Annotated in this window: 14 protein-coding genes and 1 pseudogene; 1 reads left to right on the top strand and 14 read right to left on the bottom strand. The window is 73.0% G+C overall.

What is annotated here, in order from left to right:
- Positions 1-57 precede the first annotated feature (57 nt).
- From F8568_RS16960 to F8568_RS51030, 10 genes and pseudogenes are all read right to left on the bottom strand, one after another.
- Complete coding sequence (locus F8568_RS16960) at positions 58-684, bottom strand: GTP-binding protein (protein WP_151594521.1); 627 nt, start codon at positions 682-684, stop codon at positions 58-60.
- Complete coding sequence (locus F8568_RS16955; protein ID WP_151594520.1) at positions 665-1093, bottom strand: DUF742 domain-containing protein; 429 nt, start codon at positions 1091-1093, stop codon at positions 665-667. The genes F8568_RS16960 and F8568_RS16955 overlap by 20 nt, the downstream gene beginning before the upstream one ends.
- Positions 1090-1515: a roadblock/LC7 domain-containing protein gene (locus F8568_RS16950; RefSeq protein WP_151594519.1), complete on the bottom strand. Its 426-nt coding sequence runs from the start codon at positions 1513-1515 to the stop codon at positions 1090-1092. The genes F8568_RS16955 and F8568_RS16950 overlap by 4 nt, the downstream gene beginning before the upstream one ends.
- Positions 1512-3995, bottom strand: a complete 2484-nt coding sequence (locus tag F8568_RS16945; RefSeq protein WP_236008840.1) for a sensor histidine kinase — start codon at positions 3993-3995, stop codon at positions 1512-1514. Before F8568_RS16945 ends, F8568_RS16950 begins: the two co-directional genes overlap by 4 nt.
- Before the next feature lie 290 nt (positions 3996-4285).
- Entirely contained in the window at positions 4286-5905 is a 1620-nt protein-coding gene (locus F8568_RS16940; RefSeq protein ID WP_151594517.1) for a prenyltransferase/squalene oxidase repeat-containing protein, read from the bottom strand.
- A complete protein-coding gene (locus F8568_RS48225) occupies positions 5902-6795 on the bottom strand; it encodes a terpene synthase family protein (RefSeq protein ID WP_151594516.1) in 894 nt (297 codons plus the stop codon). The genes F8568_RS16940 and F8568_RS48225 overlap by 4 nt, the downstream gene beginning before the upstream one ends.
- Before the next feature lie 7 nt (positions 6796-6802).
- Complete coding sequence (locus F8568_RS16930) at positions 6803-8173, bottom strand: cytochrome P450 (RefSeq protein WP_151594515.1); 1371 nt, start codon at positions 8171-8173, stop codon at positions 6803-6805.
- Between the two features lie 320 nt (positions 8174-8493).
- Complete coding sequence (locus F8568_RS16925; protein ID WP_151594514.1) at positions 8494-8868, bottom strand: hypothetical protein; 375 nt, start codon at positions 8866-8868, stop codon at positions 8494-8496.
- A 60-nt stretch (positions 8869-8928) separates the two neighbouring features.
- Entirely contained in the window at positions 8929-9222 is a 294-nt protein-coding gene (locus F8568_RS49620; protein ID WP_328600931.1) for a SpoIIE family protein phosphatase, read from the bottom strand.
- Between the two features lie 52 nt (positions 9223-9274).
- Positions 9275-9748, bottom strand: a pseudogene (locus F8568_RS51030) (SpoIIE family protein phosphatase); the annotation flags it as partial.
- Between the two features lie 44 nt (positions 9749-9792).
- Here F8568_RS51030 and F8568_RS16915 point away from each other — a divergent pair.
- Entirely contained in the window at positions 9793-10155 is a 363-nt protein-coding gene (locus F8568_RS16915; RefSeq protein WP_151594512.1) for a YybH family protein, read from the top strand.
- 17 nt (positions 10156-10172) lie between these two features.
- On the opposite strand, the gene F8568_RS16910 is transcribed toward F8568_RS16915, so the two are convergent.
- From F8568_RS16910 to F8568_RS16895, 4 genes are all read right to left on the bottom strand, one after another.
- On the bottom strand, positions 10173-10736 hold the full coding sequence (locus tag F8568_RS16910; RefSeq protein WP_328600921.1) for a YciI family protein: 564 nt from the start codon (positions 10734-10736) through the stop codon (positions 10173-10175).
- Positions 10737-10758: 22 nt separating this feature from the next.
- Positions 10759-11307, bottom strand: coding sequence for a TetR/AcrR family transcriptional regulator (locus tag F8568_RS16905; RefSeq protein ID WP_151594511.1), 549 nt, complete (start codon positions 11305-11307; stop codon positions 10759-10761).
- A 745-nt stretch (positions 11308-12052) separates the two neighbouring features.
- On the bottom strand, positions 12053-12958 hold the full coding sequence (locus tag F8568_RS16900; protein ID WP_151594510.1) for an ABC transporter permease: 906 nt from the start codon (positions 12956-12958) through the stop codon (positions 12053-12055).
- On the bottom strand, positions 12955-15441 hold the full coding sequence (locus F8568_RS16895; RefSeq protein ID WP_151594509.1) for an alpha/beta fold hydrolase: 2487 nt from the start codon (positions 15439-15441) through the stop codon (positions 12955-12957). The genes F8568_RS16900 and F8568_RS16895 overlap by 4 nt, the downstream gene beginning before the upstream one ends.
- Positions 15442-15501 lie beyond the last annotated feature (60 nt).

The following is a 15501-nucleotide window of genomic DNA, read 5'->3' as shown; positions in this document are numbered from 1 at the left end:
GCCCGCGCCCGCGCCGCACGCCGGGACCGGCGGTCCGGTCCCGGCGCGAGGCCGCGGTCAGGCGCCCTGCGGCTCCAGCGCCGGCAGTCCGCGGGACTTCATCGCGTGCAGGACGAGGTCGATGAGCACCTGCTTGCAGGAGTCGAGGCGGCGGGCGTCGCACAGCATCACCGGGACCTTCGGCCCCAGGTTCAGCGCCTGCTGGATCTCCGCGAGGTCGTACTGCCGGGCGCCCTCGAAGCAGTTGACCGCCACGATGAACGGGGTGCCGCGGCGCTCGAAGTAGTCGACGGACGGGAAGCAGTCCGACAGCCGGCGGGTGTCGGCGAGCACGACGGCGCCGAGCGCGCCGAGCGACACCTCGTCCCACATGAACCAGAACCGCTCCTGCCCGGGGGTGCCGAACAGGTACAGGACGTAGTCGTCGCGGAAGGTGAGGCGGCCGAAGTCCATCGCGACCGTGGTGGTCGTCTTGCGCTCCACCCCGGAGACGTCGTCGACGCCGACGCTCTCGTCGGTGAGGATCTCCTCGGTCCGCAGCGGCCGCGTCTCGGAGACGGTGCCGACCATCGTCGTCTTGCCGACCCCGAAACCGCCCGCGATCACGATCTTGACCGCGGTGGGCATCCGGCGGGCGCGCCCGTCGCGCCGCCCGCCCCCGGAGTCAGAGCGCCCGGAGACCATCGATCACCGCCTTATAGAGCCTGATGTCGTGCATGTCCGCCTCCGGTTCGGGCTCCTGCATCGTGACGAGCCCCTTGCCGAGCAGGTCGCCGAGCAGCACCCGCACGGTCGCCACCGGAAGGTCGAGGTGGCCGGTCAGTTCCGCGACCGACATCACCTGCTGGCACAGCCGGATGATCGACAGGTGCTCGGGGCCGAGCCCGATCGGGCCCTCCGGCTCGGGGCCGGCCGCCACCACCAGCGTGATGAGGTCGAACTTGCCGTGGACGGGTTCGATGCGGCCGCTCGTCATCACGTACGGGCGCACCATCGGGCCGGCGCTCTCGTCGTAGATCCGCTCGTGGCCGGGGGTGTGCAGCGCGGGGTCCTGCGGCCAGGGCTCCTGTCCCGGCTCCTCCGGCGGCATCATGCCGGACGCCCCTCCTCCGCCCCCTCCGACCGCGACGGCGAGGTGAGGTGGTGGCCCATGCTCGTGACGAGCATCGCCATCTCGTAGGCGATGAGGCCCACGTCGGCCTCCTCGCCGGCCAGCACCGCCAGGCAGGCGCCCTTGCCGGCGACCGACACCAGCAGGAACGCCGACTGCATCTCGACGATCGTCTGCCGGACGGGGCCGCCGCCGAACCGGGTGCCCGCGCCCTTGGCGAGGCTCTGGATGCCCGCCGCCACGGCGGACAGGTGCTCGCCGTCGTCCTGGCTCATGCCCGCCGAGGAGGCCATCAGCAGGCCGTCGGCCGACAGCACCACCGCGTTGCGCGCGTGCGGCAACCGGTGGACCAGGTCGTCCAGCAAAAAACCCAGGTCGGATGATGAACCGGTCTTCTGCGTCACTGACCTTCCTCGCCTTCCGCTGCGTGATTGCCGAGGGCCTCGGCTGCGTCCGACCGTCCCTGCCGGGTGCCGCGCTGGTACGAACCCATGATCCGCTTGATCTCCTCGGGAGAGCGGCCCGGGTCGTCCGGTTCGTCCTGCTCGTCGGCGACGAGCGGCTCGTCGGTGCGCAGCGGTTCGGCGAGGTTCGCCTGCGGCACGCGGACCGGCAGGCCGGACGGTGTGGTGGAGATGTCGGGCACGGGTGGCTGGTCCTCGAGCTGGGTCGGTTCGTGATGCCCGCCGCCGGCGCCGGTGCGGCCGGATGAGGTGGACGGGGCGCCGTCGGGGGAGCTCGCCTCGTCCGCGGGGGGCTCGTCCTGCCGCCGGGGCAGGCCGTTCTCGGTGGTGCCGTCCGGGTCCGGCCCGGACGGCGGGACCGGCGCGCCGGCCGATCCGACGGTGTCGGCCGGTTCGAGCGGGTCGGCCGGTTCCGGTTCGGGGGGCGGCACCGCGACCAGCGCGGGCACGGCCGGCGCCGGCTGCGGTCCGGTGCCGCCCACGGTGAGCGTCGCGGCTCCGCCGGAACGGCCCGCGCCGACCGCGGTGGGCCGGCGCACCTCCAGCCCGTTCTGCGTCTTGGTGGCCGCGGGCACGCGCACGCGGTCGCTCTCCTCCACGACGAGTTCGGTCGGGATGACGACGACCGCGGTGGTGCCGCCGTAGGCGGACCGCTTCAGCTGGACGCGCAGCCCGTACCGCTCGGCGAGCTTGCTGACCACGAACAGGCCGAGCTGCACCGAGCTCTGCAGGTTGAAGTCGGGCGGGTCCTCGATCCGCGCGTTGATCTCGGCGAGCTTCTCGTCGGTCATGCCGAGGCCGCGGTCCTCGATGTCGATCGCGAAGCCGTTGGCGACCAGGTGCCCGCCGACCTGCACGACGGTGTCCGGCGGGGAGAACGACACCGCGTTCTCGATCAGCTCGGCGAGCAGGTGGGTGACGTCGCCGACCGCGCGCCCGGCCAGTTCGACGGGCCCGAACGGCAGCACGGTGACGCGGGTGTAGTCCTCGACCTCGCCGACCGCGGCGCGCACGACGTCGATCATCGGCACCGAGCTGCGCCAGCCGCGGGCGGGCAGCGCGCCCGACAGCACGATGAGGTTCTCGGCGTTGCGCCGCATCCGGGTGGCGAGGTGGTCGAGCCGGAACAGCTCCTCCAGCTCCTTGACCTCGATGTCGCGGCGGCGCTCCATGGTGTCCAGCATGGTCAGCTGCCGGTGCACGAGGGTCTGGGTGCGGCGGGCCAGGCTGAGCAGGACGTCGCGGATGCCGCGGCGCAGCTCCGCCTGCTCGACCGCGGTGCGGAGCGCGGTCTCCTGGACGGCGTTGAACGCGCGTCCCACCTGCCCGATCTCGTCGGTGCCGAACTGCAGCGGCGGCGCCTCCACCGAGACGTCCACCTTCTCGCCGTGCCCGAGGCGTTCGACGACGCCGGGCAGCCGCTGCTCGGCCAGCTCCCACGCGGCGACGCGCAGCCGTTCGAGCTGCCGCACGAGGGCGCGCGCCGTGGTGATCGACACGATGATGGACGCGATGACCGCGATGAGCCCGAGGCCGCCGGCGAGCACCAGCCGGACGATGATGCCGACGCCGACCGGCTTGGCGCGTGCGACCAGCTCGTCACCGCCGGTCAGGACGAGCTTCTCCAGGCCGTCCTGCGCGGGCTGGGCGGCCGCCTGCCACTCGGCGGCCTGGACGGGCGGGCGGGCGGTGCTGTGCTGGATGGCGCGGTCCTCGAGGGCGCGCAGCCGGGTGAAGGACGGGCCCGAGATCAGCTGCTGGTAACGCGCGTGGTCCTCGGGCGGCAGTTCCGCCGCCGCCTCGTCGTCGAGGAAGCGGGACGTGCTGACCAGGCCGACGAAGCGGGCGTGCTCGCCCGGCTCGTAGCGGCGGGCGGCGATCGCTCCGGCGAGCATCGCGTCCTCGCGGGCGAGGATCTCCTTCGCGCGGGTCAGCGAGTTGAGGGTGCGGCTGTCCTTGGAGATGGACTCGTCGTTCAGCACGGCGCCGGTCGAGTTGAAGACCAGGAACGCGGTGTCGATGATGCTGTTGTAGCCCGCGGACGCCTGGCCGCGGGCGACGCGGCGGGCGTCGACCGCCGCCCGGTCACCGGGCAGCTTGTTCAGCGCCGCCGACATCTGCTTGATCCGTGCCTTGAGCGCGTCGCTCGCCGCCCAGGAGACGTCGCCGCCGGACGAGCTGGAACGGACCTTCGCGACCGCGGCGTCGGTCTTCTCGCGCGCGGCGCGCAGCGCCTGGCGCTGCGGCTGACCGGGGTACGCCATGTAGACGGTGGAGGCCCGGCGTTCCTCCTGCAGGGCCGTCACCAGCGACACCGTCGGACGGCTGATCTTCCCGTCCAGGGTGTTGGCCCACAGGAGCCCGAGACCGTCGCGCAGCGTCACCCACGCGGCGAATGCCCAGAGTGCGGCCAGCGACAACAGCAGAGCTGTGATTTTGGTCCGCAGACGTGAATTGCGGAAGCGCATTGACGACCTGTCCCAACGGCATATGAGCGTGACCCGCAATCCCGTCGAGGTGGAGGGCCTGCGGTCCGTGTCCGAGCGCGCGGAGCGGCGGGGGTGAGCGCCGTCGCACACCGCAGCACCTTAGCAACGGAGGATTGCGGTAAGGCGTCAATATCCACTATTCGAGGAGAGATCCGGAGAGATCGCTGTGGCGAAATTCACCAGGTCCTTGCGCGTGCGGACTTGCGCCCGTCGCGGTCGCTCTATCGTGCCAGGTGAAGCGCGCTCAGGACGGTCGCTTCGACGATGGCGCCGGGCAGGTAGAGGTCCTTGTCGTGCCACAGCGCCGGCCCGTCCGTCCAGTCGGTGAGGCCGAGCAGCCAGTCCCGTGCGCGGGCGACCGCGGCGCGGGCGCGGTGCGGGAGCGGGCCCCGTCCCGCGGCCGAGAGGAGGACGAGCATCGCGTGCGCCGTCTCCTCCGCGGTGCCGTTCCACCATCCCCACGAACCGTCGGCGCGCTGGCTGCCGATGACCCATTGCTCGGCGCGGCGAACGTTGCCGGAGGCGGCGATGCCGCCGAAGTGCCGCAGTGCGAGCGCGGCGCAGGCCGTCGCGTAGTAGGGGGAGACATGCCATCTGTCGGTCCAGCTTCCGTCCGGGTGCTGCCGGCCCTGCAGCCAGTGCGCGGCCTTCACCATGGACGGTGCGTAACGGGCCCGGGCGTCCGGACGATGCTTCAGGAATTCACCAAAAGCGTCCAGTATGTGGGCGTTTGTGGTGACGGAAGCTCCCTGCTCGCCTTCCCACGTGCAGAAACGGTCGTCCAATTCGTACTGGAGGAGGCTTTCGGGTTCGTGCGGCCGGCCGAGAAGCGCGAGCGCGTACAGGGCCACGGAGGTCGTGTCGGCGTCGGCGGGAAGCCCTTCGCCGGCGGGAGTGCCGGACGTCCCGATCGAGGCGGCCAGCGACGCGGTGAGCTCCGGCGGCACGGACACGGGGACCCCGGCGCGCAGGAGGCCGCTCAGCACCCAGGCTCGTTCGAACACGGTGATCGGAACGCCGCAGGGCACCGGCCCCCCATGCTGCGCGACGGCGGCCTCCAGGAACCGGCGCGCCGGGTCCGCCGGAGGCGGCGGGCCGCCGCCCCCGAGCCAGGCCGCGGTGGCGGCCGGAGACGCGCCGATGCCGCCGGTCCGCGGCCCGGGCCGGACCGACGCCGTCCGGTGCGCGGCCGCTCCCGCGATCTCCAGGGCGTGGACGAGCTTGGCGGGCACCGGGCGGCCCGCGCTCAGCAGCGACCGGATCGGCCCGAGCCCGGCGTCCCAGCCCTCGGGGACGCGCAGCCGGGTGCGGACATGCCGCAGTCCGAGCTCCGGGCGCGGGTGGTTCCCGAACTCCGCCAGACGGTCGTTGATCCGCTCGGCCAGGTGCGCCGAGATGAGCTCGACCGCGGGCATGTCGGGGACGGCCCGCGCGCTGAGGCCGTCCAGCAGGGCGGCCAGCGCGTCGAGCCCGCGGGCGGCACCGCGCGCCAGCGCTTCGCCGTTCGCCCGGGCGCCGTTCGCCTGGGCCGAGCCATCGCTCAGGGCGGTCAGGAGGGCGTCCGTCGCGCTCAGCGTGGGGACGAGCGCGTAGGCTCCGGGCGCTCCCCAAGCGCCGTCCGGGCGCTGCGCCGCGAGGAGGTGGCCGAGCCGCTCGCCGTGGCCGGTCAGCCACGGCGCGAGGGCGACCAGCCGGCCGGTCTCGTACACCGACGGCGACACCCGCCCCCACGGGGCCTCCAGCAGGCCGGTGACCACGCTGCGAGCGCGTTCCGCCAGGTCGGAGACGGGAACGGCCGGCGCCGGGCCCGGGCCCGCCGGGTGCTCGCCTTGGACGCTCACAGGTCGCCCCAGTAGTCGGTACGCCCGTAGAAGCCGGTGCTGAAGCCGATCTGGCGTTCCAGGTAGGCGGTCTCCCGCGGGCAGTGCGCGCGGAGCGGGGCGAGTTCGGCCAGGCTCTGCTCGACCAGCGCGTCGATCCGCTTGACGACGTCCTCGCGGGTCGCGCCGAGCATCAGCGGGTTGAGGTCGCCCCATTCCAGGTCGCGCTGGAGCGTCGCGAGGTCGTTGAGGAGCCGCAGGACGCGCTGGACGGTCCCGCTCGCCGCCCACAGCGCGTCGAAGCGGTCCAGCGCCGCCGGTCCGCACGTCATGATCCAGTGCGAGAGGTTGACGAGGGTGGAGCCGAAGTTGTCCGCGTTGGCGACGTACTCGTCGAAGGTCGGCGCGGCGCCGCCGCCCTTGACGGCGGCGTGCCACTCCCATTCGCGCGTCATGGCCGCCATGTAGCGTTCGAGCTGCGCCCGCCAGCGCGCCCGCAGCTCCGGGAAGGCCGGGCGGCGGGCGAGGTCGTCGCGGATCTCGGCGAGGAACCCGGCGAGCGGCACCTGCGGGTCCCCGCCGTCGGCGACGGCGAGGACGGCCCCGGTGAGCGCGTCGATCTCGGCCCGGTCCTTCGCGGCGTAGTCGACGAGCCAGTCGGCCGCGAACACCCACAGCGACGAGCGGCAGGCGACGGACAGCTCGTCCGCGGTGGCCTCCGGCGAGCCGAAGGCGTTCGCCAGCGTCACCCCGCTGATCAGCCGGGGGTCGAACGGGCCGCCGGGGAACAGTTCCGCGTGCCGCTGCGCGCAGTCCTGCAGGCCGCGCTGGCAGTCGACGGCCAGCGCGCTGATCCGGCCGTGCTCGGCCGCCGATCGCAGCGCGCCCGTCTCGGTTTCGGGGATGCCCATGGGACGCCTACTTCGCGTTGACGGGGTCCAGCGAGATCGCGATGGGTTCGCGCGGCTTCAGCGTCAGCCCCGCCTGGGGCCGGACGCCCGCCGGGCCGTGCAGCACGGGCCGCAGCCGGCCGATCATCGACGCGACGATCAGCTGTGCCTCGACGGTGAAGAAGACGCTGCCCACGCACTGGTGGGGTCCGGCCCCGAACGCCAGGTAGGCGAAGCGGTGCCGGGACCGGCCGGGCGCGAACCGCTCCGGATCGAACGCCTGGGGGTCGGGCCAGACGTCCGGTACCCGGTGGGTCAGGTAGGGGCTCACCGCCACCGTCGCGCCGCGGTGCATCCGGACGCCGTCGATCACGTCGTCCCGGTCCACGATCCGCGGGATGATCCAGCCGACCGAGTAGATGCGCAGCAGCTCCTGCAGGACCATCTTCGTGTAGCGCAGCCTCGGCAGGTGCGCACGGGTCGGCTGGGCGGTCCCGACGACGTCCTCGATCTCGTCCCGCAGCCGTCCCATGACGTCCGGGTGCGCGTCCAGCACGACCCAGAGCCAGCTCAGCGCCGTGACCGTGGTCTCGGTGCCGGCGACGAACAGCGAGACGACGCCGTCCCGGACGCCCTGGTCGTCGAGTTTTCCGCCCTCGTCGTCGCGGGCCCGCAGGAGCAGCGACACGATGTCATGGCCGCCGCCCTCGCGTTCGCCGACCCCCTGCCGCCGGGCCTCCTCGATGATCGGGAAGATGATGTCGTCGACCTTCTGCACCGCCTGGTGGAAGGCGTGGTCGCCGGGGAGCGGGACCGCGTGGGGCACGAACGGCAGCAGCATCCTCGATCGGAAGGACGAGGTGGTGGCGATGGTGATCGCCTCGCCGAGCCGGTCGGCGTCGGCGAGCGAGAGCCGGTCGCCGATGAAGATCCGCAGGATGGCGCGGTAGACGATGCGGGTGAGCTCGTCGCTGCAGTCGACCGGGGCGCCGGCGCCGTAGCGGCGGCCGAGGTCGTCGACGTTCGCCGCGATCGTGGCGGCCATCTCGTCGGTGTAGGTCTCGATGTTCTTGCCGGTCAGCAGCGTCTGGAAGATGCGCCGTTTCAGGGGCCACGCGGGGTCGGCGCCGGACGGCTCGCCCACGAGCCGGCTGAGCGGCTTCCACATCAGGCCCTCGCGCCGGTAGTTCGCGGCGTTGTCGCGCAGGATGTGCTGGACGTGCTCGGGGCGGGTGACCAGGTAGGGGCGCAGGACGCCGAGGTTGACCCTGGTGATCTCGCCGTCGGACTCGCGGCCCATCTCCTCGATGGCGCCGAGCGGGTCGCGCAGGAGCCTCGGCAGGCTCTGGTGAAAGGGAACGGTTCTCGCTTCTCTGACAGAGCCGACGCCGACGGGCATGCTCGACAGTCCCCCTCGTGAGGCTTGGGCGCGTATCGATCAGCAGGTGGGTCCGGCGCTCTGGCCCGATGAGGCCGAGCGTCTGTTTTGTTCGCCTATGGGTGTCATGTGTGGAGTGTGCGGTTCTGCTGAAGTATCACATGATCATTTGACGCGAACAAGGTGGGAGAAGGTAGGAAATCTAACCGTTCGACGGTGATCTGGGTCACTTTGCAAGCGAAGTGCAAGTGGGGTCAGGGTGCCCCTGACAGACGCCGAGGCGCAGTGAGCGACCATTTGATCGCTCAAGGTCACCGAAGCGGAAGAGGGGCCGCCGGCGGCTACAGGCCGTCGCGGCTGCCCGGGAGCAGCGTCGGCCAGGCGGGCCGCCCCGCCACGCGCACCTTCCCGGACGCCGTGCGGGAACCGCAGCGCACCCGCACCGTGTACGTCCCCGGCTTGGCGTCGTCCTTGAGCACCGCGGTGCCGTCCTGACCGTCCAGCTGGGCCCGTCCGTCGAACACGTCCGACGACGCCCAGTGCCGCCCCGGGCCGCACCCGGAAACCGACAGCTCGATCTTGTCACCGGCCCGGGTCGTGCCCGGCCGCACCGTCAGCCCGTCATGTCCGGACGTCGTCGCCTCACCCGCCGCCGGTGCCAGCAGACCCGCCGCGACGAGTGCGGACCCCAGCACGGTGACGCTCAGCAAACGCAACAGGACTCCTCGGATGCGGCGTGTGACGTCCGGCACTTTAGTGGCTCGACCGGACTGCCTTCAATGCGCCGTTTCCGGCGCCTCGGGGAGGCGTTCGAGGATGAGGAGGGCGGCGTCGTCGGCTAGGTGGTCGCCGGTATGGGCGAGAAGGTCGCGGTGGATGTGGCGCAGCAGCGTGCCGGGGTCGGCGGCGGGGAAGGTCGCGACGCGTTCGGCGAGCGGGTAGAAGTCGCCCGCCGGTGAACGGGCCTCGATGACGCCGTCGGTGTAGAGGACGAGCATGTCGCCGGGGCCGAAGACGAAGCGGTCGACGTCGAGGGCCGCGAGGGCACCCCGAGCGGAGGCGCGGGGGATCGCGCTGGACGGTCGTGACCCGGCCGCCGTGCAGCAGCAGCGGCGGCGGATGGCCGCAGCTGATCATCTCGACTTCCGGATGGTCGTCGGCGACGTCGAGGACCAGCGCGGTGATGAAGTGCTCACCGAGGTCGTACTCGGTGTCGGCGACCCCCTCGAGGTCGCGGTCGACGCTGTCCTGGAGGGCGGCCGTCAGCGCGGGCAGCGGGTAGCGGCGCGCGCCCTCCCGGAACGCGCCCAGCACCACCGACGCCTCGGCGATGGCGCCCAGGCCCTTGCCCCGGACGTCGCCGATCAGCACGCGGCTCGCGGATCCGGACGCGCGTGCGACCGCGAACAGGTCGCCGCCGATCTGGCTCTCGTCCTCGGCCGTCAGGTACAGCCAGGCGATCCGCAGCGGGCCGATGCGCCGGGGCGGCGGCCTCAGCAGGGCGAGCTGCGCGGCCTCGGCCACGGACCGCGCCCGGCCCAGCGACCGCTCGCGGCGCTCCCGGACCAGGCGCAGGAAGTCGCAGGCCCCTGGCATCCTCGTGGGCGGAGGCCGTGAGGATCCATCGCAAGGGGGCGCTTATGGGCAAGAGCGGGGAACGCGAGCCTGCCCGGCAGCCGGATGACCTGAGCCGGTTCATCGTGGAGCGGCTCAACGCGGGCGACGTCGACGGCCTGGTGGCGCTGTACGAGCCGGATGCCGTGCTGGCCTTGCCGGACGGCCGGGTCGCCACGGGCCGCGCGGAGATCCGCGCGGCCTACGAGCGTCTCGTCGCGGGCAGGCCGTCCTTCGCGCCCGGCCGGCGGCTACCGACGCTCCGCAACGGCGACCTCGCGCTGACCTCGACGCATCTGGTCGACGGCGGCGTCACGGTGGAGGTGGCCCGCCGCCAGGCGGACGGCACGTGGCTGTGGACGATCGATCAGCCGAGCCTTCTCGGGTAGGACGGCCATCCCGCTTCTCATCTGCGGCCGCCGAAGGTCCAGAGCTGGACTTCGACGTCGGCGTACCGGTCCGCGGTCAGGACGGTGCGGGCCGTCTCGGGGTCCGGTGCCTGGACCAGTGCCGCCGTCCCCAGCCAGGTCTTCCCGTCGTCGGACAGCAGGGGGCCGTAGGCGACCAGCGCGCCGTCGTCGGGCGGCAGGTCGCCGTCGGCCGCGTCGCCCTCGCCGAGGCCGAGCACGAGATAGTGGCCGCCTTCCGTGCGGTCGCCGGGGAACTCCCACATGGTGCGTCCGAGCGCGTTGTGCCAGCGGCGCAGCATGACGTCGCGGTAGGCGCCGGCCTGGTAGCAGGGCTCGTCGAAGGCGAACGCGCGGGCGGTGGCGGGATCGGGCAGGTCGACGATGTGCACGCTGCCGGTGAGCGTCTCGCCGTCGCTCGCGAAGGTCGGTCCGCGGGCGATCATCTCCGCCGCGTACCGGTCCATGTAGGACCAGTGCTCTTCTACGAGTTCGTCGCGCAGGTGCATAGAGCCGCGCCTATCACGGTGGTAGCAGAAGAACTCCATCCGGACAGTCTTCACCACCCCGCAGGTGACGGGTCCGTCAGTCGGGGGCCGGTACGGAGGTCGCGATGCCTTCTCGGACGAGCCGGAGGAGGCGGTCGGTTCGGGCGGTGCCGGATCCCGCGGCGGCTATCGCGCCTGCCAGGGCCAGGAGGTCCGGGCCGTCGAGGTCGGAGCGGACGGCACCGGCCTCCTGCGCCCTCGCCAGCAGGGGCGCGACGGTCGCGTGCATGGCGGCGTGCCATTCGTCGAAGAGGGGAGAGCGCCCGTCTTCCGGAATGGCGCGGGCCAGGTCGCCCTTGTCGGCCGCGTGGGCGATGAACGCCCTCAGCCATGCGAAGAGCGCGTCGGCGGGCGGGTCGTGGTGCAGGAGGTCCCGGCCGTTGGCGGTCAGCTCCGTGACCTCGTCCGCGTACACGGCGATGAGCAGGTCGCGGCGGGTGGGGAAGTGCCTGTACAGGGTGGCGTTCCCCACGCCCGCGTTACGCGCGATCTCGTCGAGCGGCGCGTCCGGCCCGCGCTCGGCGAAGGCCTTCTTGGCCGACATGAGGATGCGGGCGCGGTTGCGTTGCGCGTCCGCCCTGGGCATGGCTCTCCTCACCGTGAACGTCTTGGTGAGTGTAAGGCGCCGCGCTGGCCGGGAAGGGGGCGTGGACGTCGCGGTGGGCGGGACGGCGTGGCGCGCGCCCCGTACGAGAGGTTCTTCGAGGAAGCCGCAGCGGTCGGCCGTACGAAGGTCATGGCCGTCACGTCGCCCGCGAACACGGGGTCCATCGCCTTCCATCGGGCCATGGGTTTCGACGTCCACGAGCCGAAGGCCGGATACGACGGCCCCGGGCAGGACCGCGTGCGCTTCGAGAAGACGCTCTCGGCTGCCTGGGCGGCCGCGGAGGTACATGGCTGTCGCGATGCCGGCAGGTCTGGTCGGGTGCGGGGCGGCGGTGCGGTCTGCGGTCGGGCGGGTGGTTCCAGGGTTGGTCGGCGGTGGTGCGGGGCGGTGCGGTCAGTACGGCAGGAGGCGGCCTGAGGGGGTCCTCAGGTCCGGCGGGCTCGGTTGACGTGGGGGCTTGGGGCGCTTGATGAGCTGCTGCCGTGCCATGTTGATCATCTCCCCCGTCGGGCCGGGTATTAACCCGTCGATCGAGCCGATGTCACCTGTACTCCATACGACGCGGGCGCCGCTGGCGAGGTTCCGTGAGCCTATGCGACATCCTTCTGCCGGTTCGACCGTTTTTCAGGCGGGGGTGCCGACCTGGCGTGGCCGTCCGGTCACGCCTGGTGGCGGCCGGAAGTGGTCGGGGAAGATCGTTTGGTGGGTGGTAAGAGGGTGCCGTTCAGGACACGATGTCGCGGGTGTGGAAGCGGCGGAACGCGAGAGCGAAAAGGACGGCGGCGTAGGCGATGGAGATGGAGGCGCCCTTGGCCATGCCGGTCCACTGGATCTGCGGCTGCAGGGCGTCCATCCACGAGTACATCCAGTGCGTCGGCAGGAAGTCGCGCCAGGAGCCGAGGGCGGTGACGGCGTCCAGGATGTTGCTGACGATGACGAGGCCGACGGCGCCGCCGACCGCGCCGAGCGGGGAGTCGGTGACGACCGACAGGAGGAACGCCAGGGCGGCGACGACGAACTGGGCGACGAGCGAGTAGCCGATGACGATCGCCATGCGGCCGAGGGCGGTCGAGGTGGGGACGGTGCCGCCCGTGGGGAGTTCGACGTCCGCCCAGCCGAAGGCGGCGGTGCCCGCGACCAGCGACATCAGGGGGAGCGTGAGGACCGCGGCGACCGAGTAGGACAGCGCGACGATCAGCTTCTGGCGCAGGAGGCGGGCGCGCGGGACGGGGGCGGCGAGCAGGTAGCGCAGCGACGACCAGCCGGCCTCGCTGGCGACGGTGTCGCCGCAGAACAGGGCGACGGCGACGACGAGGAGGAAGCCGGTCGAGACGAACAGGGCGAAGAGGGTGAAGTTGAGGGCGCCGGCGGTGGCGACGTCCACCAGGCCGGGGACGCCGTTGCCGGACGGCGAGCCGCCGATCTCGAACGCGCCGACCAGCACCCAGGGCAGGACGAGAAGGATGCCGAAGGCGATGAGCGTGCGGCGGCGCCGGAACTGGCGGATCGCCTCGACGCGCAGCGGGAGGGTGCGGCGCACGCTGTACCCGCCCGGCGAGATGCGCGCGGGGTCTTCCGGCGCCTCGGGCCTTGCGGGGGCGTCCGTCTTCGGCTCTTCGGACGTGGTCATGCCGTCGTGCCCTCTCCGATGATCTCCAGGAAGGCGTCCTCGAGGCGGCGGCCGGAGCCGACGATGTCGGCGACGGGTCCGGCGGCGACGCGGCGGCCGCCGGCCATGACGACGGCGTGCGTGCAGGTCTGCTCGACCTCGGCGAGCAGGTGGCTGGAGACGATCACGGTGCGGCCGGCGGCGGCGTACCGGACCAGGACCTCGCGCATCTCGCGGATCTGCGGCGGGTCGAGCCCGTTGGTGGGTTCGTCGAGGACGAGCAGGTCCGGCAGGCCGAGCATGGCCTGCGCGATGGCGAGGCGCTGCCGCATGCCCTGCGAGTAGGTGCGGACGGCGCGGTCGAGGGCGGTGCCGAGGCCGGCGATCGCGAGGGCCTCGTCCATGTGCGCCTCGGCGGCGGGCCGTCCGGTGGCGCGCCAGTACAGGTCGAGGTTGTCGCGCCCGGACAGGTGCGGCAGGAACCCGGGGCCCTCGACGAAGGAGCCGAGGCGGGCGAGGACGGGTGCGCCGGGGGTGACGCGGTGGCCGAAGATGCGGATCTCGCCGGCGTCGGGGTGGATGAGGCCCATCAGCATGCGCAGGGTGGTGGTCTTGCCCGCGCCGTTCGGGCCGAGGAGCCCGAGCACCTGCCCCTTCTCGACGCGGAACGACAGGTCGGCGACCGCGAGGTGGCCGTTGCCGTAGGCCTTGGTGAGTCCGGTGATCTCCAGCGGGACACCGGTGCCGCGTTCGCGGGGGCGGCCGCGGCGGACGCCGAGGAGCAGCGCGGCGGCGACCGCGAGGCCGGCCGGCGGCAGGATCCACACCCAGGTGGGGATCGGGGCGGGCGCCGTGACGAGGGACGGGTCGGTCGGGACGGTCAGCCCGGACACGGCGCGCACCCGGTAGGCGGCGGGCTGCGGCGGCGTCGCGAAGCCCATGTCGGTGGTGGCGATGGCGAGCCGGAGGCGGTGGCCGCGGTCGAACCGGTGGTCCATCGCGGGCAGGGTGACGGTGACCTCGCCGCCGGTCGCCCGGAAGGGCGCGGCGATGCGCCGGGCGAGGGCGGCGGTGCCGTCCGGCGACACATCGTAGAGCTTGGCGAAGAGCGGCCCGCCGTCGCCGGCGTCGCCGTCCGCCGCGACGTGGAGCCGGACGGTGGCGGCGCCGGTGAGGTGGAGGGAGTGGTCGAGCGGGCGGGTGTCGAACGTGGCGGTCTGTCCGGGCATGTCGGTCGGGAGCCCGCCGCCCGCGGCGCCGAGCGAGTCGAGCGAGCCCAGCGCGCCGAGCCCGGGGAGCGCGGAGACGGCCGCGGGGGCGCCGCCGGCCGGGTTGTGGATCGTCTGCTCCGCCCCGGGCAGCGCCAGTTGCCGCGGGTCGCCGGACAGGCCGGGGTACGTGCGGGCCTTGGCCTCCTGCACGACGACCTTCTGGGTGGAGGAGTCGAGGCCGCCCGCGCGGGTTACCGTGAAGCGGGTGCCGAAGGTCCCGGCGTGCCGGAGCCGCGCGTCGAAGAAGTCGCGGACGAGCCCGCGCACGCGGCCGGTCTCCGGGTCGCCGCCGTCGTGCCCGCCCTGGTACCAGACGACGGAGACGGGCGCGCCGTTGCGGGCGATGGCCCGCGCGTTCGCGTCGGCCTGGTCGAGCGGGAACAGCGAGTCGGACTGCCCCTGGACGAGCAGGGTCGGCACCGTGATCCGGTCGGCGACGGAGGCGGGGCTGGATCGGCGCAGCGTCGCGATCGCGTCCGCGGTGGGCGCGCCCCGCTCGGCGACCTTCTGGTACATCGCGCACAGGGACGGCAGGAACCGTCCGCAGCCGGCGCCGCGGGAGCCGCTGGTGAAGAAGACGCCGGCCCACAGCTTCTTGAACACGCCGTTCTCGGGGCCGGCGCCGGCGGCGTTGGGGAACAGCACGTCCGGCAGGCTGTTCCAGGTGATCTGCGGTGCGATGGCGTCGACGCGCCGGTCGTAGGCGGCGGTCAGCAGCGCGATCGCGCCGCCGTAGGACTCGCCGGCCATCCCGAGGCGCGGGTCGCCGGGCCCGTCGAGCTGCACTTCGGGCCGTTTCGCGAGCCAGTCGATGAGCTGCCGGACGTCCTTGACCTCGTAGTCGGGGGAGTCGAGCGCGATCTGCCCGGTGGACGCGCCGAACCCGCGGGCCGTCCAGGTCAGGACGGCGTACCCGTCGCGGGCCAGCGCGCGCGCTTCGGCGGCGACGCCGTGCTTGTCCCCGCCGAAGCCGTGCCCCAGCATGACGGCCGGTGCCTTCGCGTGCCCGACCGGCTTGTAGAAGGTGGTGTCGAGCGTCACACGCTGGTCGTCGTGCGGGCCGTCGACGACCTGGATGCGCTGGTCGACGGTGTGCACGCGGGACGGCCCGCCGGCGGAGGCGCCCCAGACGGCGGTGCCGGCGGCCAGCGCCACGGCGGACCCGGCGGCGGCCCAGCGCGCCGTACGGCCCGTCCTGCCCCATCGCGCCCGGATCGCGCCGCCCACCCTCATGCCAGCAGCCTATGTGCGGCCCCGCCGCGGATCTCTCCGCCCTCGCGCCGATCTTCACTG

It is taken from the genome of Actinomadura physcomitrii, from assembly GCF_008923205.2.
In the GTDB taxonomy this organism is placed as follows: Bacteria; Actinomycetota; Actinomycetes; order Streptosporangiales; family Streptosporangiaceae; genus Spirillospora; species Spirillospora physcomitrii.
This window is presented reverse-complemented; position numbering and strand designations above follow the sequence as displayed.

Coding starts and splice junctions, on each gene's coding strand:
- F8568_RS16960 (WP_151594521.1), bottom strand. CDS start 684: ATGGTCTCCGGGCGCTCTGACTCCGGGGGCGGGCGGCGCGACGGGCGC.
- F8568_RS16955 (WP_151594520.1), bottom strand. CDS start 1,093: ATGATGCCGCCGGAGGAGCCGGGACAGGAGCCCTGGCCGCAGGACCCC.
- F8568_RS48225 (WP_151594516.1), bottom strand. CDS start 6,795: ATGGGCATCCCCGAAACCGAGACGGGCGCGCTGCGATCGGCGGCCGAG.
- F8568_RS16930 (WP_151594515.1), bottom strand. CDS start 8,173: ATGCCCGTCGGCGTCGGCTCTGTCAGAGAAGCGAGAACCGTTCCCTTT.
- F8568_RS16915 (WP_151594512.1), top strand. CDS start 9,793: ATGGGCAAGAGCGGGGAACGCGAGCCTGCCCGGCAGCCGGATGACCTG.
- F8568_RS16905 (WP_151594511.1), bottom strand. CDS start 11,307: ATGCCCAGGGCGGACGCGCAACGCAACCGCGCCCGCATCCTCATGTCG.
- F8568_RS16900 (WP_151594510.1), bottom strand. CDS start 12,958: ATGACCACGTCCGAAGAGCCGAAGACGGACGCCCCCGCAAGGCCCGAG.
- F8568_RS16895 (WP_151594509.1), bottom strand. CDS start 15,441: ATGAGGGTGGGCGGCGCGATCCGGGCGCGATGGGGCAGGACGGGCCGT.